Annotated in this window: 18 protein-coding genes; 9 read left to right on the forward strand and 9 right to left on the reverse strand. The window is 65.9% G+C overall.

Going from position 1 to position 19,477, the window contains the following annotated elements:
- The first annotated feature begins 13 nt into the window (after positions 1–13).
- From soxX to soxA, 4 genes are read left to right on the forward strand one after another with little or no spacing between them, the layout of a single operon-like run.
- The gene (gene soxX / locus AAFG07_RS29840; protein ID WP_342729278.1) at positions 14–439 is read left to right on the forward strand and encodes a sulfur oxidation c-type cytochrome SoxX; all 426 of its coding nucleotides are present in this window, start codon (positions 14–16) and stop codon (positions 437–439) included.
- Positions 440–448: 9 nt separating this feature from the next.
- A complete protein-coding gene (locus AAFG07_RS29845) occupies positions 449–910 on the forward strand; it encodes a SoxY-related AACIE arm protein (RefSeq protein ID WP_342723343.1) in 462 nt (153 codons plus the stop codon).
- Positions 910–1,230, forward strand: coding sequence for a thiosulfate oxidation carrier complex protein SoxZ (gene soxZ / locus AAFG07_RS29850; RefSeq protein WP_342723344.1), 321 nt, complete (start codon positions 910–912; stop codon positions 1,228–1,230). The genes AAFG07_RS29845 and soxZ overlap by 1 nt, the downstream gene beginning before the upstream one ends.
- On the forward strand, positions 1,227–2,000 hold the full coding sequence (gene soxA, locus AAFG07_RS29855) for a sulfur oxidation c-type cytochrome SoxA (RefSeq protein WP_342723345.1): 774 nt from the start codon (positions 1,227–1,229) through the stop codon (positions 1,998–2,000). The genes soxZ and soxA overlap by 4 nt, the downstream gene beginning before the upstream one ends.
- A gap of 158 nt (positions 2,001–2,158) precedes the next feature.
- Here soxA and AAFG07_RS29860 read toward each other — a convergent pair whose 3' ends face one another.
- Complete coding sequence (locus AAFG07_RS29860) at positions 2,159–2,932, reverse strand: ferredoxin--NADP reductase (RefSeq protein ID WP_342723346.1); 774 nt, start codon at positions 2,930–2,932, stop codon at positions 2,159–2,161.
- A gap of 170 nt (positions 2,933–3,102) precedes the next feature.
- On the opposite strand from AAFG07_RS29860, the gene AAFG07_RS29865 reads away from it, so the two are divergent.
- The 3 genes from AAFG07_RS29865 (at position 3,103) to AAFG07_RS29875 (ending at position 6,751) form a co-directional block, all read left to right on the forward strand.
- Positions 3,103–4,299 (forward strand): amidohydrolase family protein, encoded by a 1,197-nt coding sequence (locus AAFG07_RS29865; protein ID WP_342723347.1) that lies wholly within the window; start codon positions 3,103–3,105, stop codon positions 4,297–4,299.
- Positions 4,300–4,679: 380 nt separating this feature from the next.
- Entirely contained in the window at positions 4,680–6,080 is a 1,401-nt protein-coding gene (locus AAFG07_RS29870; RefSeq protein ID WP_342723348.1) for a selenium-binding protein SBP56-related protein, read from the forward strand.
- 2 nt (positions 6,081–6,082) lie between these two features.
- Positions 6,083–6,751: a hypothetical protein gene (locus tag AAFG07_RS29875; protein ID WP_342723349.1), complete on the forward strand. Its 669-nt coding sequence runs from the start codon at positions 6,083–6,085 to the stop codon at positions 6,749–6,751.
- 194 nt (positions 6,752–6,945) lie between these two features.
- Here the strand turns inward: AAFG07_RS29875 and AAFG07_RS29880 are convergent, their stop codons facing one another.
- The 8 genes from AAFG07_RS29880 to AAFG07_RS29915 all read right to left on the reverse strand — a co-directional run bounded on the left by AAFG07_RS29880 (position 6,946) and on the right by AAFG07_RS29915 (position 15,188).
- Complete coding sequence (locus AAFG07_RS29880) at positions 6,946–7,401, reverse strand: MarR family winged helix-turn-helix transcriptional regulator (RefSeq protein ID WP_092124899.1); 456 nt, start codon at positions 7,399–7,401, stop codon at positions 6,946–6,948.
- 16 nt (positions 7,402–7,417) lie between these two features.
- Positions 7,418–8,122, reverse strand: a complete 705-nt coding sequence (locus tag AAFG07_RS29885; protein ID WP_176532805.1) for an ABC transporter ATP-binding protein — start codon at positions 8,120–8,122, stop codon at positions 7,418–7,420.
- The gene (locus tag AAFG07_RS29890; protein ID WP_092124897.1) at positions 8,119–8,910 is read right to left on the reverse strand and encodes an ABC transporter ATP-binding protein; all 792 of its coding nucleotides are present in this window, start codon (positions 8,908–8,910) and stop codon (positions 8,119–8,121) included. The genes AAFG07_RS29885 and AAFG07_RS29890 overlap by 4 nt, the downstream gene beginning before the upstream one ends.
- On the reverse strand, positions 8,907–10,796 hold the full coding sequence (locus tag AAFG07_RS29895; RefSeq protein WP_342723350.1) for an ABC transporter permease: 1,890 nt from the start codon (positions 10,794–10,796) through the stop codon (positions 8,907–8,909). The genes AAFG07_RS29890 and AAFG07_RS29895 overlap by 4 nt, the downstream gene beginning before the upstream one ends.
- Before the next feature lie 194 nt (positions 10,797–10,990).
- Positions 10,991–12,157, reverse strand: coding sequence for an ABC transporter substrate-binding protein (locus tag AAFG07_RS29900; protein WP_342729279.1), 1,167 nt, complete (start codon positions 12,155–12,157; stop codon positions 10,991–10,993).
- Positions 12,158–12,233: 76 nt separating this feature from the next.
- Positions 12,234–12,818 (reverse strand): amino acid synthesis family protein, encoded by a 585-nt coding sequence (locus tag AAFG07_RS29905; RefSeq protein ID WP_029078203.1) that lies wholly within the window; start codon positions 12,816–12,818, stop codon positions 12,234–12,236.
- A gap of 16 nt (positions 12,819–12,834) precedes the next feature.
- Entirely contained in the window at positions 12,835–13,743 is a 909-nt protein-coding gene (locus AAFG07_RS29910; RefSeq protein ID WP_342723351.1) for a UPF0280 family protein, read from the reverse strand.
- Positions 13,740–15,188, reverse strand: coding sequence for a 6-hydroxynicotinate reductase (locus AAFG07_RS29915; RefSeq protein ID WP_342723352.1), 1,449 nt, complete (start codon positions 15,186–15,188; stop codon positions 13,740–13,742). Before AAFG07_RS29915 ends, AAFG07_RS29910 begins: the two co-directional genes overlap by 4 nt.
- 276 nt (positions 15,189–15,464) lie before the next feature.
- Between AAFG07_RS29915 and AAFG07_RS29920 the strand changes: the two genes are divergently transcribed.
- Both AAFG07_RS29920 and AAFG07_RS29925 read left to right on the forward strand, forming a co-directional pair.
- Positions 15,465–15,932 carry a (2Fe-2S)-binding protein gene (locus tag AAFG07_RS29920; RefSeq protein ID WP_342723353.1) on the forward strand — a complete coding sequence of 156 codons (468 nt, stop codon included), beginning with the start codon at positions 15,465–15,467 and terminating at the stop codon, positions 15,930–15,932.
- Between the two features lie 20 nt (positions 15,933–15,952).
- Positions 15,953–19,465 (forward strand): molybdopterin cofactor-binding domain-containing protein, encoded by a 3,513-nt coding sequence (locus tag AAFG07_RS29925; protein WP_342723354.1) that lies wholly within the window; start codon positions 15,953–15,955, stop codon positions 19,463–19,465.
- Positions 19,466–19,477: the final 12 nt, after the last annotated feature.

The following is a 19,477-nucleotide window of genomic DNA, read 5'->3' on the forward strand; positions in this document are numbered from 1 at the left end:
CGCTCCCACAACGTTGATCGCCGCGGCATTGTTCGCAGCCTGCGCGCCCGCCGGCGCCGAGGAACTGCGGCCCTACACCGTCGTGGGCGATGCGATCCCGGTCTCGCTGACGGGCAGCAAGGGCGACGTGACCCGCGGCCGTGCGCTGATCGTCGAGCGTTCCTCGACTTGCATCCTCTGTCACAGCGGCCCATTTCCCGAGCAGGCATTCCAGGGCGACCTCGCGCCGAACCTCACCGGCAGCGGCAGCCGCTGGTCGGAAGGACAATTGCGGCTCCGGCTGGTCGATGCGTCGCATCTCAATACAGCGACGATCATGCCGTCCTATTATCGCGTCGATGGGCTTACGCGGGTCGGCGCGTCATGGCGCGGCAAGCCGATCCTGTCGGCGGAACAGATCGAGGATATCGTGGCCTATCTTGTGACGCAGAAGAACTAGGACGAAGTGATGGCAAATTCGGAGCACACACGGCGAACGTTCCTGAGCCTCACCGGCGGCGCCGCCGTGCTCGTGATCGTGCGCCCTGCCGACGCAACGCCGGCGATGCTGTCGGCCGCGATCCGCAATGTCATCGGCGAGGCCAATGTCCGCACCGGCAAGGTCAAGCTCGACATCCCGCCGCTGGTCGAGAACGGCAACACGGTGCCGATGACGGTCAGCGTCACCAGCCCGATGACGGCGGACGAGTATGTGAAGAGCATCCACGTCTTCAACGAGAAGAACCCGCAGCCGAACATCGGCAATTTCTATCTCGGGCCGCGCGCCGGACGCGCCCAGATATCGACCCGCATCCGCCTCGCCGACAGCCAGAAGGTGACCGCGATCGCACGGCTGTCCGACGACACGTTCTGGTCGGCAACCGCCGATGTCGTGGTGACGCTCGCCGCCTGCACCGAGGAGGCGATCTGATGCCATCGGCCCTGATCAACGTGCCGGCCAAGGCCAAGCGCGGCAGCGTCATCGAGATCAAGACGCTGATGTCGCACATCATGGAGACCGGCTACCGCCACACCGCGTCGGGCGACGTGGTGCCGCGTGACATCATCACGAGCTTCACGTGCCGCTTCAACGGCGCGGAGATCTTTCGAGCCGATCTTTATCCGGCGATCGCGGCCAATCCGTTCATCACCTTCTTCACCATCGTGACCGAGAGCGGCAAGTTCGAGTTCGAGTGGATCGGCGACAAGGGGTTTTCGGAGACCGCGCAGGCTTCGATCACGGTTGAATGAAGATTGCGGTCTGCATCGCGCTTCTGACGGCGATAGCGGGCGCGGCGCTCGCCGCGGAGATTCCGCTATCCGAGCGCCGCTCCGGCTACAGCTTCATGAGCGCGGACACCAAGGCGATGCAGGACGAGGACACCGCCAACCCCGGCATGCTCTCTGTGCTCGACGGCGAAGCCTTGTGGAAACGCAAGGCGGGCGGCGCGGACAAGGCCTGCGCCGACTGCCACAACGATGCACGCATCAGCATGAAGGGCGTCGCGGCGCACTATCCGGCCTTCGAGAAGGCGCTGGGAAAGCCGGTCGACCTCGAAGGGCGGATCAATCTTTGCCGGACCAACCACCAGCACGCGTCGCCGTTCGCCTATGAAAGCCGCGAGCTGTTGGCGCTATCAGCCTATGTCGCGCAGCAGTCGCGCGGCATGCCGATCGCAGCCAGCGACGATCCGGAGCTCGCGCCATTCGTCGAGAAGGGCCATGCACTGTTCGTGCAGCGGCAGGGCCAGCTCAATCTCGGCTGCACCAGCTGCCACGACGATAACTGGGACAAGAAGCTCGCGGGAAGCACGATCACGCAGGGACAGCCGACCGGTTATCCGCTGTACCGGCTGGAATGGCAGTCACTCGGATCGTTGCAGCGGCGGCTGCGCGCCTGCATCACCGGCATCCGCGCACAGGCCTATGATTATGGTGCGCCCGAGCTGGTCGAGCTCGAGCTCTATCTGATGTCGCGGGCGCGCGGCATGCCGATCGAGACGCCAGCGGTCAGGCCGTGATTGCACACGACGCCATCCACGTCATTGCGAGCGAAGCGAAGCAATCCGTTGCTTCTGGCTGTACCGGAAGATGGATTGCTTCGTCGCTACCGCTCCTCGCAATGACGAACATTTCACGACCCGTCAGGACGAGGAGATAGTAGTTCCAGACGCGACGATTACCGCTCGGCGAATGCCTTCTCGACCACGAACTGGGCGGGCTCGCCGTGATTGCCCTCGACGAAGCCGCGACTGCCGAGCAGCGTGCGGGTGTCGGCGACCAGCGCCGGCGAGCCGCATATCATGACGCGGTCATGCGCGGCATCGAGCGCCGGCAGGCCGATGTCGGCGAACAGCTTGCCCGAGGTGATGAGGTCGGTGATGCGGCCGCGATTGCGGAACGGATCGCGGGTCACGGTCGGGTAATAGATCAGCTGGTCGCGCAGCAGCTCGCCGATCAATTCGTCCTGCGGCAGCTTCTCGGTGATCATCTCGCCATAGGCGAGCTCCTTGACGCGGCGGCAGCCGTGCAGCAGCACGACCTTCTCGAAGCGGTCATAGGTCTCGGGATCCTTGATCACGCTGAGGAACGGCGCGAGGCCGGTGCCGGTACCGATCAGATAGAGGTTGCGGCCGTCCTCGAGGTTGTCGATGACCAGCGTGCCGGTGGCCTTGCGGCTGACGATGATCTCGTCGCCTTCCTTCAGGTGCTGGAGGCGCGAGGTCAGCGGGCCGTCCGGAACCTTGATCGAGAAGAACTCGAGCGTGTCCTCGTAGTTGGCGCTGGCGACGCTGTAGGCCCGCAGCAGCGGCTTCTCGCCGACCTTGAGCCCGATCATGGTGAACTCGCCGTTGCGGAAGCGGAACGACGGATTGCGTGTGGTTGTGAAGGAGAACAGCGTGTCGGTCCAGTGATGAACGCTGAGGACGCTTTCCTGGTTGAAATTGCTCATCGCACCAATCCCTGATTTGTGCTGCGGCGGAAAGGGACTTGAACCCCGTTGACCGGCCGGATCGTTTGTATACGATCATTCGTATACAAACGAATAATCCGGCTTGATCCGAAAGTCAAGCCGGGCTCAAATTCCCGGGCAATTTCGGAAAGAAACGAAGGAAAACACCCATGGCTCACGACGCGCCCCAGGCCACCGGCCCCAGCAAGCTGGTGATCCGCAATATCGGGCTACTGCTGTCGGGAGCCCTGGAACGGCCGATCCTGGATGCCGATACCATCGTCGCCGAGAACGGCAGGATCACAGCGATCGGCCGCTTCAAGGATGTCGACACCGAAGGCGCCACCACGATCGTCGACGCCATGGGAACGACGGTCGCGCCCGGCCTGATCGACAGCCACGTGCATCCCGTCGCCGGCGACTGGACCCCGCGGCAGAACCAGACCAACTGGATCGACAGCTATCTGCATGGCGGCGTCACCACCATGATCTCCGCCGGCGAGGTGCATATGCCCGGCCGGCCGCGCGACGTGGTCGGCGTGAAGGCGATGGCGATCTTCGCGCAGCGCGCGTTCTGGACGCTGCGGCCGGGCGGTGTGAAGGTGCATGCCGGCGCGCCGGTGATCGAATGCGAGATGGTCGAGGACGATTTCAAGGAAATGGCCGCCGCCGGCGTCAAGCTGCTCGGCGAGGTCGGGCTAGGTGGTGTGAAGGACGGGCCGACGGCGCGGAAAATGGTCGGCTGGGCGCGCAAATACGGCATTCAGAGCACGATCCACACCGGCGGTCCTTCGATCCCCGGCTCCGGCCTGATCGACAAGGACGTGGTGCTGGAAGCCGACACCGACGTGGTCGGCCATATCAATGGCGGCCACACCGCGCTGCCCGACGACCAGATCCGCTGCATCTGCGAGGGCTGCAAGCGCGGGCTCGAGCTGGTGCATAACGGCAATGAACGTTCGGCGCTGTTCACGCTGCGCACCGCGCGCGAGATGGGCGATTTGCATCGCGTCATCCTCGGCACCGACGCGCCGGCCGGCTCCGGCGTGCAGCCGCTCGGCATCCTGCGGATGGTCTCGCTGTTGTCCTCGCTCGGCGAGCTGCCCGCCGAGCTGGCGTTCTGCCTTGCCACCGGCAACACCGCGCGGATGCGCGAGCTCGATTGCGGCCTGATCGAGGTCGGCCGCTCCGCCGATTTCGTGCTGATGGACAAGGCGCAGCATTCGCCCGGCAAGAACATCCTGGAGAGCGTTCAGCTCGGCGATCTCCCGGGCATCGGCATGACCATCATCGACGGCATCGTCCGCACCCAGCGCAGCCGCAACACGCCGCCCGCAGGCAAGGTGCCGGAGATCGTGGCGAAGTAGGTTACGATAGACGACCTGTCATCCTGAGGCGCTCGCAAAGCGAGCCTCGAAGGATGCACGGCCACCAGCCGGGCCGTCGACCCTTCGAGACGGTCGCTTCGCGACCTCCTCAGGGTGACGGTGAGAGATTGGTCCGTAGGGGACGGTCAAGCGGCGCGTGCTCAACCTCTTGAAGACGCTGTTGGATCACGAGCACGGCACCGCGCGTCTTTGCCGCGCCGCCTCCGTAACCGAACCTTGTTTCCACCCGTCATCATTGAGGTGTATCGTGCCGCCACGCGAACCTAGCCGGCGGCGCTCGCAAGAGCCACGCGACGATTAAGTTCCTGTCGCATGCCGCCGTGCCGTTGGTCCACACCAGGCAAACAGGAGGCAGCACGATGACGATGAGGCCAGATCCCACGTTTCACGCGTCGCCGAAGCTTGCGATGGAAGCTCCGGCCGAGAACTTCGCCTACACCGTGCTGCTCAGCCCAGACTTTTCCAGGCCCGACGCGCTCGCCGTGATCGACGTCAAGCCGGGCTCGCCGACCTACAGCAAGATCGTCCACACCGTGACGATGCCCAACAAGGGCGACGAGTTTCACCATTTCGGCTGGAACGCGTGTTCGTCGGCATTGTCCCCGCTTGCGGGACATGCCTTCATCGAACGCCGCTATCTCATCGTTCCCGGCATGCGGTCGTCGCGGATCTACATCATCGACACCAAGCCGGATCCGACGCAGGCCAAGATCCACAAGATCATCGAGCCCGAGGAGGTGTTCAGGAAGACCGGCTATTCGCGACCGCATACCATCCACTGCGGCCCGGACGGCATTTACGTCTCGACACTCGGCGGCGGCGGCAAGGACGGCACCGATGGACCGCCCGGCGTCTTCATCATGGACTGCGAGACCTTCGAGGTGCTCGGACGCTGGGAGATCGATCGCGGTCCCCAGACCAAGCATTATGACTTCTGGTGGAACCTGCCGCGCGACTACATGGTGAGCAGCGAATGGGCGCTGCCGCCGCAATTCGAGAACGGGATCGTGCCGGAGGACCTGCTCTCGAACAAATACGGCCATCGCATCCACTTCTGGGATCTGCGCGCGCGCCGCAATGTCCAGACCATTGATCTGGGCGCCAACCACCAAATGGCGCTGGAGGTGCGTCCCGCGCACGATCCGGTTCGCGAACACGGCTTCGTCGGCGTCGTGGTCGATACCACCAACCTCGAAGGATCGATCTGGACCTGGTGGCGCGAGGGCGGCAAGTTTCACATCGAGAAGACGGCGACGATCCCGCCCGAGCCCGCGCCGAAAGACCAGTTGCCGCCGCTGCTGCAGGGATTCGGCGCCGTGCCGCCGCTGGTGACCGACATCGATCTGTCGATGGACGACAAGTTCCTTTACGTGTCCTGCTGGGCGACCGGCGAGATGCGCCAATACGATGTCAGCGATCCGCACAAGCCGAAACTCGCCGGATCGGTCCGCATCGGCGGCATCGTCAGCCGCACGCCGCATCCCAACGGACAGACATTTGCCGGCGGTCCGCAGATGGTCGAGATCAGCCGCGACGGCAAGCGGGTCTACTGGACCAATTCGCTGTACTCGACCTGGGACGACCAGTTCTATCCGCAAGGCATTCCCGGCGCCGAGGTGATGGCGAATGCCAGCCCGGGCGGCGGGCTTGAACTGGCAAAGGACTACTGGGTCAGCCTCCCCGACGGCTATCGCGCGCACCAGATCCGGCTCGACGGCGGCGACTGCTCGACGGATTCGTTCTGCTATCCATCGGCCTGAATGTGAGTGCAGCCGATTGGACACCGGTTTGGCTGTGGCTGGCGGTGATTGCGAGCGGCCTCTACCACGGGGTCAACCCGGGCATGGGCTGGCCGCTCGCGGTTTCGGCGGGGTTGATGCAAAGGAGTTCGCGCGCGCTGCTGGCCGCGCTTGGCCCGCTCGCAATCGGTCATCTGCTGGCGGTGCTGCTCGTGATCCTCCCCTTCGCGCTGCTGATCACCCTCGTCGAATGGCAGCGCACGATCCGGATCGGTGCCAGCCTGCTTGTGATCGCGTTCGGCATCTATCGGCTGATCGACCGGCGCCATCCGCGGGCCTTCGCGCGGATACCACCGACGCAACTCGCTTTGTGGTCGTTCGCGGTGGCGATCGCCCACGGCGCGGCGCTGATGCTGGTGCCGATCTATCTCGGACTATGCCGCGAGGCTGAGCCGGACCAGGGCCACGCGGCGGCGAACTCCTTGATCGACACCAACCTCACCATGGCCGTGCTGGTCTCCATCGTCCATGCCGGCGCGATGATCGCCGTCGGCGGATGCCTGGCGTGGCTGGTCTACCGCTACCTCGGTCTCAAATTCGTGGCCCGGAGCTGGTTCAATCTGGACACGGTTTGGGCCGTCAGCCTGGTGCTGGTCGGCGCCGTCGCGCTGGTGCTTGGTCTTGCGACGTAGTCCGGATGCGACACGGTGGCACTTACTTCATCCTCCCCTGGAGGGGGAGGATCGGTTCGCATGAAATGCGAACCGAGGTGGGGTGAACAGTCTCTCAATACAGATTCTGCCCGTGTGGAGAGATCACCCCACCCCGGCTCGCATCTCGCTTCGCTCGCTGCGATCCGACCCTCCCCCTCCAGGGGAGGGTAAGGTCACCGCAGCCTGCCGAGCAGCGCCATCAGGGTCTCGCGCTCCTTGGCGTCGAGCGGGGCCAGCGTCTCCCTGGAAATCACGAGCGCATTCGGCGCAGCCTTGTCGGCCATCTGCTGACCGGCGCGCGTGAGGCTCACCATCAGCCGGCGACCGTCGTCGGGATCGGGCGAGGTCTCGGTCAGGCCGCGCGCGGTCAGGCGATCGATCACGCCCTTGATGGTCGCAACGTCCATCGAGGTCAGCCGCCCGAGCTGGTTCTGCGAGCACGGCCCGACCTCCGACAATTTCGACAGCGCCGCCCACTGCGTCGGCGTCAGGTTGATGCCGATCTCGCGGGCGAAGATCACGGCGTGGCGCTGCGACACCTGGCGCAGGATGAAGCCGATCTGCTCGTCCAGCACATAACCCGGCTTGGCCGCCTTGACGCTTCGCTTCTGTGCAGCACTCCTCGCCATCATTTCACTCCACCCTTTACAGCGACAGATGCGCGTCGCGGACATCCGGCCGCGCATCGAGTTCCGCCATGGTGCCGCCAAAGCAGATCCGGCCGCGCTCGATGATGTAGGCACGATCCGAGATCAGCCGGGCAAAATGCAGGTTCTGCTCTGACACGACGATGCTGACGCCCTCCTTCTTCATCGCCAGGATCGCATCGACCATCTGCTCGACGATCTTCGGCGACAGCCCTTCAGAGGGCTCGTCGAGCAGCACCAGCGACGGATTGCCCATCAGCGTGCGCGCGATCGTCAGCATCTGCTGCTCGCCGCCGCTCATGCGCCCGCCGGGACGGCCGCGCATCTCGCCGAGATTGGGGAACAGCTTGAACAGTTTGTCGCGATCCCATTGCGGCGCGCCTGCCCGCTTGGGCTGGCGGCCGACCTCGAGATTCTCCTCGACGGTCAGATCGGTGAATATCCGCCGTTCCTCCGGCACATAGCCGAGCCCGCCGCGCACGATCGCATGCGTCGGCAGCTCCGAGACGTCCCTGCCCTCGAACATGACGCGGCCGGAGCGGTTCTCGACCAGGCCGACGATGGAACGGAACGTGGTCGACTTGCCGGCGCCGTTGCGGCCGAGCAATGCGACCACTTCGCCCTCACCGACCTCGAGCGCGATGTCGAACAGGATATGCGCCGGACCGTAGAAGCTGTTGAGGTCCTTCACCGTGAGCTTCATGCCGATGCTCCCTCGCGGTGCCGGGCGTCGTAGAGAAGGCCCTCGCCGAGATAGATCGCCCGCACCTGGGCATTGCCGCGGACCTCTTCGGGCGAGCCTTCGGCGATCAGGCTGCCGCGGTTGAGCACCAGGATGCGGTCGGCGTGCTCGAACACCACATCCATGTCGTGCTCGGTGAAGAGAACGCCGATCGACTGTTCGCGCGCGATCCGCGCCGTCAGCCGCATCAGCTCGACGCGCTCGCGCGGCGCCATGCCGGCGGTCGGCTCGTCCATCAGCAGCAGTTTCGGCTGGTTGGCGAGCGCGATCGCAAGCTCCAGCCGCTTGACGTCGCCATAGGCGAGCTCGCCGCAGGGCCGCTCCGCATAGGCGCCCATGCCGACCAGATCGAGCAGCCGCCCGGCCTCGTCGCGCGCCTGCCGCGCGGTCGAGGCCCACAGGTTGAACAATTGCCCGCCATGCGAGACCAGCGCGACCTGCACATTCTCGCGCACCGTCATGGTCGGGAATGTCGCCGCGATCTGGAAGGTGCGGCCGACGCCCATGCGCCAGATCACGCGCGGCTTCTTGCCGGTGGTCTCCGCGCCCAGCACGCGGATGCGGCCGCTATCGGGAATGTTCTGGCCGTTGAGCATGTCGAAACAGGTGCTCTTGCCCGCGCCGTTCGGCCCGATCAGCGCCAAAATCTCGCCGGCGCGCAATTCGAACGAGACGCCGCGCACGGCATGCACGCCGCCATAGGATTTGGTCAGCCCCTCGACCGACAGCAATGTGGGGACCATGCTCATTCGGCAGTCTCGATGCGGGAGGTGAGCAAGGGCGACGCCGTCGACGACGATTTGCGCCGGCGATGCATCAGCGCTTCCAGCGTGCCGACGATACCCTTGGGGAACGCAACCACGATCAACACGACGAAGCCGCCGAGCACGAGCTTGGAGAGATCGGTCTGGCTGACCAGCCAGATGTTGAGCGCCTTGTAGACGATGGCCCCGACCACCGCGCCCGACACCGTCTCGACGCCGCCGAGCAGCACCATGACCAGCGCATCGACCGACAGCGAGATGCCCATATTGTCCGGGAAGACGCTGCCCTTGAGGTAGGCGAACAGCGCGCCGGCAAGGCCGGCGACCGTGCCCGCGATCACGAAGGCGGTCCACTGGATGCGCTTGCCATTGATGCCGACCGCTTCGCTGCGCAGCGGCGAGTCGCGCGTGGCGCGCAGCGCGAAGCCGAACGGCGAGAACACGATGATGCGGAGGATCACGACCGCGAGCGCGGCGATGCCGAGCGACAGCCAGTAGAAATGCGACGGGCTCGCCGCCCATTTTTCCGGCCAGACCCCGAGAATGCCGTTGTCGCCGCCGGTCACCGATACCCATTGGAACGCGATCGACCAGACGATCTGGGCAAAGGCCAGCGTCAGCATCGCGAAATAGACGCCCGAGAGCTGCACCGCGAAGAAGCCGAACACGGCCGCGCCGAGCAGCCCGAGCAGCGGGCCGAGCAGCAGGCAGGCGATCATCGGCAAGCCGGCCATCTTGGCGAGCAGTGCCACGCCATAGGCGCCAAGGCCGAAATAGGCGGCATGGCCGAACGAGGCGAGCCCGCCGACCGACATCAGGAAGTGCAGGCTGACCGCGAAGATCACAAAGATCGCGATCTCCGAGCCGACGGTGAGCACGTAATTGCCGGCGACGAACGGCAGCGCAGCGGCGACCACGAGCGCCGCGATTGCGGCAAGCCGCTCGTTCATCGTCAGCGGCCGCCACGGGTTGACGGTGAGGCCCGGCGTGCGTCGCGCCGGCGCCTCCGGCTTGCCGAACAGCCCCCACGGACGGACGATCAGCACCACCGCCATCACCAGGAAGACCAGGATGATGGAGATCTTCGGGAAGATCAGGATACCGAAGGCGTTCAGCTCGGACACCAGCACTGCCGCGACGAAGGCGCCGATGATGCTGCCGAGGCCGCCGATCACGACCACGACGAAGACCTCGACGATGACGCGCAGATCCATCGCGTGATTGACCGCATCGCGCGGAATCTGCAGCGCGCCGCCGAGCGCGGCAAGGAAGACGCCGAGCGCGAACACGCTGGTGAACAGCCATTTCTGATTGACGCCGAGCGCTGCGACCATGTCGCGGTCCTGCGTCGCCGCGCGCACCAGGACGCCCCAGCGGGTGCGCTGGAACAACAGCCAGAGCACACCGAGCACGACCGGTCCGAGCACGATCAGGAACAGATCGTAGCTCGGAATGTTCTGGCCGAAGAAATCGATCGCCCCCTTGAAGCCGGGCGCGCGGCGGCCGACCAGATCGTCCGGGCCCCAGATCAGCACCACGAGATCCTCGACCATCAGCGTCAGGCCGAAGGTGGCGAGCAACTGAAACAGCTCGGGCGAATGATAGATCCGGCGCAGCAGCACCATTTCGACCAGCACGCCGATCACGGCAACCGCCAGCGCCGCGACGACGATGCCGCCCCAGAAACCGAACGCGCCGGAAAAGCGCTCGGTCAGCGTGAAGGCGACGTAGGCGCCGAGCATGTAGAACGCGCCATGCGCGAAATTCACGATTCGCGTCACGCCGAAGATGATCGACAGACCCGAAGCGACCAGGAACAGCGACGCCGCGCTGGCAAGACCGGTCAGGAACTGGACGACATAGAAGGCCATGGGCGGTCCGCGTTGGAGTAAGCGCGTCGATCGAGGTCGCCGCGTCGGTCTTGTTCACCTCGCCCCGCTCTTACGGGGAGAGGTCGGATCGCGGAGCGATCCGGGTGAGGGGCTGCCTCCACGAACACGGTTCGCGGAAGGAGCCCCTCACCCCGACCCTCTCCCCGCAAGAGCGGGGCGAGGGAGAAGAAGCCTCAATCCTTCGGCCGCAGCTTCTCGATTTCGGTATCGCTGGGCAGATAGTCCGCGCCCTTGCGATACGCCGTGTCCACCATGATGCCCTTGCCGTCCTTCAGCGCGGTCTTGCCGGTGAAGGCGCCGAGCGTCGACTGGTGATCGATCTTGCGGAAGGTGATCTCGCCGAACGGCGACGGCACCGAGATGCCTTCGGCCGCCGCGATCAGCTTCTCCGGATCGCTTGAGCCGGCCTTCGCGAGGATCGCCGCCGCCGCCTTGATGGTCTGGTAGCCGACGATCGAGCCGAGCCGCGGATAATCGTTGTACTTGGCCTGGTAGGCCTTCAGGAACGCGTCATGCTCCGGCGTCTTGATCGAATACCAGGGATAGCCGGTGACGATCCAACCCTCGGGGGTCTCGTCCTTCAGCGGATCGAGATATTCCGGCTCGCCGGTCAGGAAGCTCACCACCGTGCGGCCCTTGAACAGGCCGCGGGTGTTGCCCTCGCGCACGAGCTTGACGAGGTCGGCACCGAAGGTGACGTTCAGGATCGCCTCGGGGTTCGCGGCGGCAGTCGCCTGCACCACCGGGCCCGCGTCGATCTTGCCCTGCGGCGGCCACTGCTCGTCGACCCACTGGATATCAGGCCGCTTCTCCGACATCAGCTTCTTGAACACCGCGACCGCCGACTGGCCGTATTCATAGTTCGGCGCGATCGTCGCCCAGCGTTTTGCGGGAAGCTTCGCCGCTTCCTCCACCAACATCGCCGCCTGCATGTAGTTGGAGGGACGCAGGCGGAACGTGTAGCGGTTGCCCTTCGACCAGGTGATGGCATCCGTCAAAGGCTCTGCCGCCAGGAAAAACACCTTCTTCTGGTTGGCAAAGTCGCTGACGGCGAGGCCGATATTGGAGAGGAAGGTGCCAGTGAGCATCGCGACGTTTTCGCTCGACACCAGTTCGTTGGCAGCGGTCTGCGCATCCGCCGGCTTGCCGCCGTCATCCTTGGAAATGACGACGAGCTTCTTGCCGTTGATGCCGCCGGCTGCATTGATCTCTTCCACCGCGAGCTGCCAGCCCTTGCGATAGGGCTCGGTGAACGCCGGCAGCAAGGAGTAAGAGTTGATCTCGCCGATCTTGATTTCGCTCTGCGCCAGCGCGTGTGTCGTCATGGCGCTCGTTGCCATGGTCGCGACCGCGATCGCCAGTCCCGCCCCTACGAAATAACCACGCATCCCGTCCTCCAGTTTTTCCTCAAAGAGATTATCGCAATCCGTCTTCGCCCTTGACCTCGTCGACCGTCAGCCCGCCAACACGCGGCAACGGCCGCCCGCTGTCGGTGACCGCTACCGCGACCATGATCTCGTTGGCCCGCGGCGCGTCGTTGATCTGCACCTCCATGCCGTCGAAATGGCTGCGCACGAAGGCGGCGTCCTTGTGCCCGAGCGGAATATCCAGCGTGGTGCCGGGACCCGAGCGCTTCTTCGACGACGGGATCAGCGCCGCGCCTTTGGAAAGCACCTTGCGCACCGGCGCGCCCATCTTCGGATGCAAGATCGCGGCCGCGTGCTCCAGCTCGCCATTTTCGCCGACGGCAGCCGCCTTGCCGTAACTGTGCGCCTTGGCGCCGTCGATACCGAGCGCGGCGACTGCCCGCTTCGAGAGCAATTCGCCGAGTTCCTCGCCAATCGCGATCAGCGGCGACAGATCCTCGACATAGCGGCCGGCAAAGGGATTTTCGATCACCGCGATCGCGGCGGCGCGCCGGGTCGGCGGTGCGATGGTCTTGCCCATCTCCAGATGGGTCTCCTCGACCACGGTGACGATCTTGCGAATGACGGCGCTCATCTTGCCTCGCTCCCGGTCATGCCTGCAGCATGTTGTCTATCGTTCGTCCCTGAAACGTGTGCGACGCCGGCGTCCCGTTCCCAGTTGCACCGACAAGCCGCGTTTCGCCCAGTAGACGCAATGCCGCGCCTTCGATCAATCCCGACGTCAGGAGGTCGCGCGCCCGCGCCGTCCCCGCCTCCAGCGCCCGCTCGATCTCATATTCCGCCAGCGGCCCGATATCGCGCGTCACCAGCCGTGCCCCAAGATCGCTGTCGGGCTGCAGTTCGCTCGCCGGAACGCGCAGGATCGCGGGATGGTCGGGCAGATCGACCGCGTTGGCGATCACGGTCGCCGCGGCATCCGCCTGCGACGCCGTCCGCGCCAGCACGGTGACGGCATCGGCAATCCCGAGCGAGAAGCTGCGGCCATGACGGCCGCTGGTCGCGATGCCGCGGACCGGCATGTCGCTATCGACGGTCATGGTGCGCATCACGCCACGGCTGTCCGGCCGGTCCATCAGGCCGACGGTGAACTGTTCGCCATCGCCGAGATACAGCGCGATGTCGCCGCCATTGTTGACATAGGCGCGGTCGAGCGCTGCCGCCTGCAGCATCGCGCCGAGGATCTCCTCGGCGACCGAGCCCGCGACCGCCGCCATCGGCGTGATGAAACCGTCGGCGGCAAACGGCGCGACCGCCGCATGCATGCGCCGCGCGACCACGCCCTTCAGCGAGCAATGATCGGGATCGGCCGCGCTGCGCAACCCTGCAAGTTCCGCGCAGAGCTCGTCGAGCAAACCGGTGAAGCGCTCCGCCGCCGCCCGATAGGCGGCACTCACGTCCTCGTCCCTGCCTGTGGTCTCGATGACCAGATCAATCGGGCCGTCCTGCAAATGCAGCCGCTTGCCGTCAGGAAGAAGCGCAATTTGCGGAAGCCGCCTCATGCGCGCCGCCCGGGAAGATGAGGCATCGGCCGGACTTCGGCGCTGTCACGCAGCGACGACAGCGGCCGGACAAAATCCATATGGCCGCCGAGCGCCGCATAATCCGACAGCCGCATCGTGAATTCGATCGGCGCCACCAGCGCCGGGGTCGGCACATAGCCGAAGGCGCCGGCCGGCATCTGCGTGACATCGACCATGAAAGTGATGCCGCCGCCGGGCCAGACATAGACCGGCGCGCCGCCGCTGGTCACCCGCGTCAGCGCGTCCTTCACCGAGCGGGTCAGCCGCACCGGATTGTCAGTGACGCCGGCGCGCAGCGATCCGCCCGCGCCGCCCATGAACAGCACGGTGCACAGCGCCGGCTCGCAATTCTCCTGGATGCGCTCGACCGAGAATTTGAGGTCCGCCGGCATCTCGGTCTCCACCGGCTTCAGCGCCTCGTCGAGCACGTAGTAGGACGCATGCTCGCCGGTGGTCGAGACCATCAGCATGGTGAGCCCCGGCCGCGCTTCCTTCGCATTGAAGGGACCCAGGATCGACAGCGGATCGGAGATGTTGGTGCCGCCCCATCCCGTGCCGGGATCGGCGACCTGGAAGTAACGGCCCGGCGTCGAGCGGCGCCCCTTCATCTTGATGCCGGTGTCGGCGATGTCGAGCAGCTTGCCGGCCTGGTGCTCGCTGAGCACCCCGGTGATGTGGTCGTCGACCACAACGACCTCATCGACCTTGCCGTGCCACTGCTTGGCGAACATGCCGATGGTCGCCGAGCCGCAGCCGACCCGCATCCGCTCTTCCGCCATGCCATTGACGATCGGCGGCTTGCCCGCCTGCACCACCACGGTGGCGCCGCCATCAATGGTCAGCTCCACTGCCTTGCAGTTGGAAAGATCCATCAGCGTGTCGCAGGTGACGCGGCCCTCCTTCTTGGAGCCGCCGGTCAGATGATGCACGCCGCCGAGCGAGAGCATCTGCGAGCCATATTCGCTGGTCGTGACATGACCAACCGCCTCGCCATCGGCGCGGACAACAGCGGTTTCCGGACCGAGATAGCGATCGGTGTCGATCTTCAGCTTGACGCCGCAATAGGAGAAAATGCCCTCGGTCACCACGGTGACCATGTCGACGCCGTCGACCTCCGACGACACGATGAAGGGCGCCGGCTTGTAATCCGGATAGGTGGTTCCGGCGCCGATCGCGGTGACGAACAGATCGGGCTGGCGGACGATCTTGCCGTCCCAGTCGCCGCTCGCCTGGAACGGCACCAGCTTGCCGCCGTGCGAAACCGTGCGCTCCAGCACGACATGCGGATCGACCCGCACCAGCGTGCCATCGTGATTGGCATAACGGTCACACGCGCCGGCCGCGCCCGGCTTGATGTAACACATCACCGGACAGGCATCGCAGCGGATCTTGTCGCCGGCGGCGACGGTCATTGTGTCAGCCATCGTGACCAAGCCTGGACTTGTGGTGGCGGTCGATCATACTGCACTTCCGCCTCCCGCCTATATCGTTCGTATACGAATGATCCTGCGCGCGAGCCCCGGACCTGTCAAGCGGCCTTTGCAATCAAACGCTGCCATTCGCTTGCGCACCCTGTTCATAAAGCGTGCACTCGCTGCAGCGCGGCATGCCGCCGCTTGCACGTTTGTATACAAACGTTATCCTCATCGGCGGATTTGACGCTGACGTTGCAGCGCAAACAACAGGGGAGAACCGGGGCGATGCGCCTGACCGTGAATGGCAGGAATCATGATGTCGACGCCGCTCCCGACACCGCATTGCTTTACGTGCTGCGCAACGATCTCGAATTGAACGGACCGAAGTATGGCTGCGGGCTCGGTGAGTGCGGCGCCTGCGCTGTGCTGATCGACGGCGTCGCCGCGCGCGCCTGCGTGATTCCGATCGAAGGCTGCGCCGGGCGCGATATCGTCACGCTCGAAGGTCTCGGCAGCCGCGAGCATCCCGATCCGGTGCAGGATGCCTTCATCCGCGAACAGGCCGCGCAGTGCGGCTATTGCCTCAACGGCATGATCATCACCACCAAGGCGCTGCTCACGCGCAACCCCAATCCGTCGGAGCATGAGGTGCTGGAAGCGCTGCGCTACAATCTCTGCCGCTGCGGCGCGCATATCGAGATCATCCGCGCGGCGATGCGCGCCGCCGGCCATGTGCTCGAGGCGCGCGATTGATGGCCGGTTCGGAGCAACGCATGCGCGGCTCGCTGTCGGTCGTCCGCCCTGCCGTGCTGGGCGCGGAAGGCGCGTTCGAGACCTTCATCACCATCACATCAGACGGTTCGGTCAATGCCTATAACGGCCATGTCGATCTCGGCACCGGCATCCGCACCGCGCTCGGACAGATCGTCGCCGAAGAGCTCGACGTCTCGTTTGCCCGCGTGGTCGTGATCCTCGGCGACACCGCCGTGGTGCCGAACCAGGGCGCGACGATCGCGAGCGAGACCATCCAGATCACGGCCGTTCCGCTGCGCAAGGCCGCGGCGCAGGCGCGACATTTCCTGCTCGCGCGCGCGGCGGAGCGGCTCGAACTGCCTGCTGGCGACCTCACGATCGAGGACGGCCTCGTCCGTGGTCACGACAACCGCAGCGTCAGCTATGGCGAACTGATCGCGGACGAGACCATCCGGCTCGAGCTCGCCGACGACGTTGCGGTCAAGGCGGTGAGCGCCTATTCCGTCGTCGGCAAGTCGGTGCCGCGCGTCGACCTGCCGGCGAAGGCCACCGGCGAGCTGGTCTACGTCCACGATGTGCGCGTGCCCGGCATGCTGCACGGCCGCGTCGTGCGTCCGCCCTATGCCGGCGTCGACGCCGGACCGTTCGTCGGCACCAGCCTGATCGCGGTCGATGAAGCTTCGGTGCGGGACATTCCCGGCCTCGTCGCGGTGGTGCGGATCGGCGACTTCGTCGGCGTCGTCGCCGAGCGCGAGGAGAACGCGATCAAGGCCGCCGCGCAGCTCAAGGTGAGCTGGAAGCCGGGACCTGTTCTGGCCGATCTCGCCGACATCGAGCAGGCGCTGCGCGCCAATCCCTCGACGCCGCGGCAACTGATCGACAGAGGCGACGTCGATGCCGCAATCAAGGCGGCGGCCAAGCCGATGCAGCGGACATATGTCTGGCCCTACCAGATGCACGGCGCGATCGGCCCCTCCTGCGCGGTCGCCGATTGCAGCGAAGGCGCGATCCGCGTTTGGTCCGGCACGCAGAACCCGCACATCCTGCGCGGCGATCTGGCGCTCCTGATCCAGCGGCCGGAATCCGAGATCGACATCGTCAGGATGGAGGCCGCCGGCTGCTACGGCCGCAACTGCGCCGACGACGTCTCGGCCGATGCGCTATTGCTGTCGCGCGCCGTCGGCCGCCCGGTGCGCGTCCAGCTGACCCGCGAGCAGGAACACGCGTGGGAGCCGAAGGGCACCGCGCAGCTGATGGACGTCAATGGCGGCCTCAATGCCGACGGCAGCGTCGCCGGGTACGACTTTGTTACGCGCTATCCTTCCAACGGCGCGCCGACCTTGGCGCTGCTGCTCACTGGGCGGATCGCACCTGAAGCCGCCGTGTTCGAGATGGGCGACCGCACCGCGATCCCGCCCTACGACTACGAGAACATGCGCGTCGTCGCCAACGACATGCCGCCGATCGTGCGCGCCTCATGGCTTCGCGGCGTCTCGGCGCTGCCCAATACGTTCGCGCATGAATCCTATATCGACGAGCTTGCCGCCGAGGCCGAGGTCGATCCGATCGAATACCGGTTGCGCTACCTGAAAGACAAACGCGCGATCGATCTCGTCAACGCGGTTGCCGAGCGCGCCGGCTGGACGCCGCGCCCGGTGCGCGAGGAGCCCGAGGCCGAGGGCGATGTCGTCCGCGGCCGCGGCTTTGCCTATGCGCTCTACGTGCACAGCAAGTTTCCCGGCTACGGCGCGGCATGGTCGGCCTGGATCGCCGACGTCGCCGTCAACAAGGCGACCGGCGATGTCAGCGTGACGCGCGTCGTCGCCGGCCAGGATTCCGGATTGATGATCAATCCGGAGGGCGTGCGGCACCAGATCGAAGGCAACGTCATCCAGTCGACCAGCCGCGCGCTGATGGAGGAGGTCTCCTTCGAGCGCGGCGCGGTGACGGCGCGGGAATGGGGCGCCTATCCCATCATCAAATTCCCCGATCTGCCCGAGATCGATGTGCTGATGCTGCCGCGGCAGGACCAGCCGCCGCTCGGCGTCGGTGAGTCCGCCTCGGTGCCGAGCGCGGCCGCGATCGCCAATGCGATCTATGATGCGACCGGCGTCCGCTTTCGCGAGCCGCCGTTCACGCCGGAGCGCATTCTGAAGGGCTTGCGCGGCGAGCAGCCCGTGGCGCCCGCGCCGCTTGCGCCACCCACGCAGGCGGCCGACCTCAACAGGTGGCAAAATCCGTTTGCGAAACGCGGCGGTGTGCTCGCGGGCATTGCCGCGCTCTGCGCCGCGGCGATCGGCATCGGCGCGGCTGTCTTGCCCTGGCGCGCGATCGCACCGATCGCCCGGCCCGATGCCTCGGTCTATTCCGCCGCGACGATCGCGCGCGGCAAGGAGCTCGCGGCGCTTGGCGCCTGCGCCGTCTGCCATACGTCGGAGCATGGCATCGCGAACGCCGGCGGCCGGCCGCTCGAGACGCCGTTCGGCACGATCTACACGACCAACATCACGCCCGACGTCGACACCGGCATCGGCGCCTGGTCCTATCCCGCGTTCGAGCGCGCGATGCGCGAGGGCATTCATCGCGACGGCCGCCATCTCTACCCGGCGTTTCCGTACACGCATTTTGCCAGGACCAGCGATGCCGACCTGCAGGCGCTCTATGCCTATCTGATGGCGCAGGCGCCGGTGCGCGCCGAGACGCCGAAAAACGCGCTGGCCTTTCCGTTCAATCTGCGGCCACTGCTCGCGGGATGGAATGCGCTGTTCCACCAGCCGCACCCATTCCAGCCCGATCCATCGAAATCGGAGATCTGGAATCGCGGCGCCTATCTGGTCGAGGGTCTCGGCCATTGCAGCGCCTGCCACTCGCCGCGCAATGCGCTCGGCGCCGAGCGGCAAGGCGCCTATCTCGCCGGCGGCTTCGCCGAGGGCTGGGAGGCGCCGGCCCTGACCACGCTATCGAAGGCGCCGATCCCGTGGAGCGAGGACGAGCTCTACGCCTATCTGCGCACCGGCGAGTCCCGTCAGCACGGCGTCGCCGCCGGGCCAATGGCGCCCGTCGTGCAGGAGCTCGCCACCGTGCCCGACCAGGACATCCGCGCGATGGCGGTCTACCTCGCCTCGTTCAACGAGCCCACCGACCGGCTGGCCCACGATGCCCTTGCCGCGAAGCTCGAAGCCGGCACAGTTGTGACCACGGCCGCCTCGACCGGCGCCCGGATCTATCAGGGCGCCTGCGCCGTCTGCCATGAGGTCGGCGGCCCGCCGCTGTTCGGCAGCCGCCCGTCGCTGGCGCTGAACAGCAATTTGCACAGCGACGCCCCCGACAATCTGATCCAGGTGATCCTGCACGGCATCGCCAAGCCGGCCGTGACCGATCTGGGCTACATGCCGGCCTTCAAGGACAGCATGAGCGACGGCCAGATCGCCGAGCTCGCCTCCTTCCTGAGGCGGCAATTTGCCCCGGGCAAGCCGGCCTGGAGCGATGTCGCCACGGCCGTCGGCCGTATCCGGCGGGATATAGCCCGCTGACCTGCCATGTTC

Source organism: Bradyrhizobium sp. B097, assembly GCF_038957035.1.
In the GTDB taxonomy this organism is placed as follows: Bacteria; Pseudomonadota; Alphaproteobacteria; order Rhizobiales; family Xanthobacteraceae; genus Bradyrhizobium.

Coding starts and splice junctions, on each gene's coding strand:
- AAFG07_RS29845 (WP_342723343.1), top strand. CDS start 449: ATGGCAAATTCGGAGCACACACGGCGAACGTTCCTGAGCCTCACCGGC.
- soxZ (WP_342723344.1), top strand. CDS start 910: ATGCCATCGGCCCTGATCAACGTGCCGGCCAAGGCCAAGCGCGGCAGC.
- soxA (WP_342723345.1), top strand. CDS start 1,227: ATGAAGATTGCGGTCTGCATCGCGCTTCTGACGGCGATAGCGGGCGCG.
- AAFG07_RS29860 (WP_342723346.1), bottom strand. CDS start 2,932: ATGAGCAATTTCAACCAGGAAAGCGTCCTCAGCGTTCATCACTGGACC.
- AAFG07_RS29865 (WP_342723347.1), top strand. CDS start 3,103: ATGGCTCACGACGCGCCCCAGGCCACCGGCCCCAGCAAGCTGGTGATC.
- AAFG07_RS29870 (WP_342723348.1), top strand. CDS start 4,680: ATGACGATGAGGCCAGATCCCACGTTTCACGCGTCGCCGAAGCTTGCG.
- AAFG07_RS29880 (WP_092124899.1), bottom strand. CDS start 7,401: ATGGCGAGGAGTGCTGCACAGAAGCGAAGCGTCAAGGCGGCCAAGCCG.
- AAFG07_RS29885 (WP_176532805.1), bottom strand. CDS start 8,122: ATGAAGCTCACGGTGAAGGACCTCAACAGCTTCTACGGTCCGGCGCAT.
- AAFG07_RS29890 (WP_092124897.1), bottom strand. CDS start 8,910: ATGAGCATGGTCCCCACATTGCTGTCGGTCGAGGGGCTGACCAAATCC.
- AAFG07_RS29895 (WP_342723350.1), bottom strand. CDS start 10,796: ATGGCCTTCTATGTCGTCCAGTTCCTGACCGGTCTTGCCAGCGCGGCG.
- AAFG07_RS29900 (WP_342729279.1), bottom strand. CDS start 12,157: ATGGCAACGAGCGCCATGACGACACACGCGCTGGCGCAGAGCGAAATC.
- AAFG07_RS29905 (WP_029078203.1), bottom strand. CDS start 12,818: ATGAGCGCCGTCATTCGCAAGATCGTCACCGTGGTCGAGGAGACCCAT.
- AAFG07_RS29910 (WP_342723351.1), bottom strand. CDS start 13,743: ATGAGGCGGCTTCCGCAAATTGCGCTTCTTCCTGACGGCAAGCGGCTG.
- AAFG07_RS29915 (WP_342723352.1), bottom strand. CDS start 15,188: ATGGCTGACACAATGACCGTCGCCGCCGGCGACAAGATCCGCTGCGAT.
- AAFG07_RS29920 (WP_342723353.1), top strand. CDS start 15,465: ATGCGCCTGACCGTGAATGGCAGGAATCATGATGTCGACGCCGCTCCC.
- AAFG07_RS29925 (WP_342723354.1), top strand. CDS start 15,953: ATGCGCGGCTCGCTGTCGGTCGTCCGCCCTGCCGTGCTGGGCGCGGAA.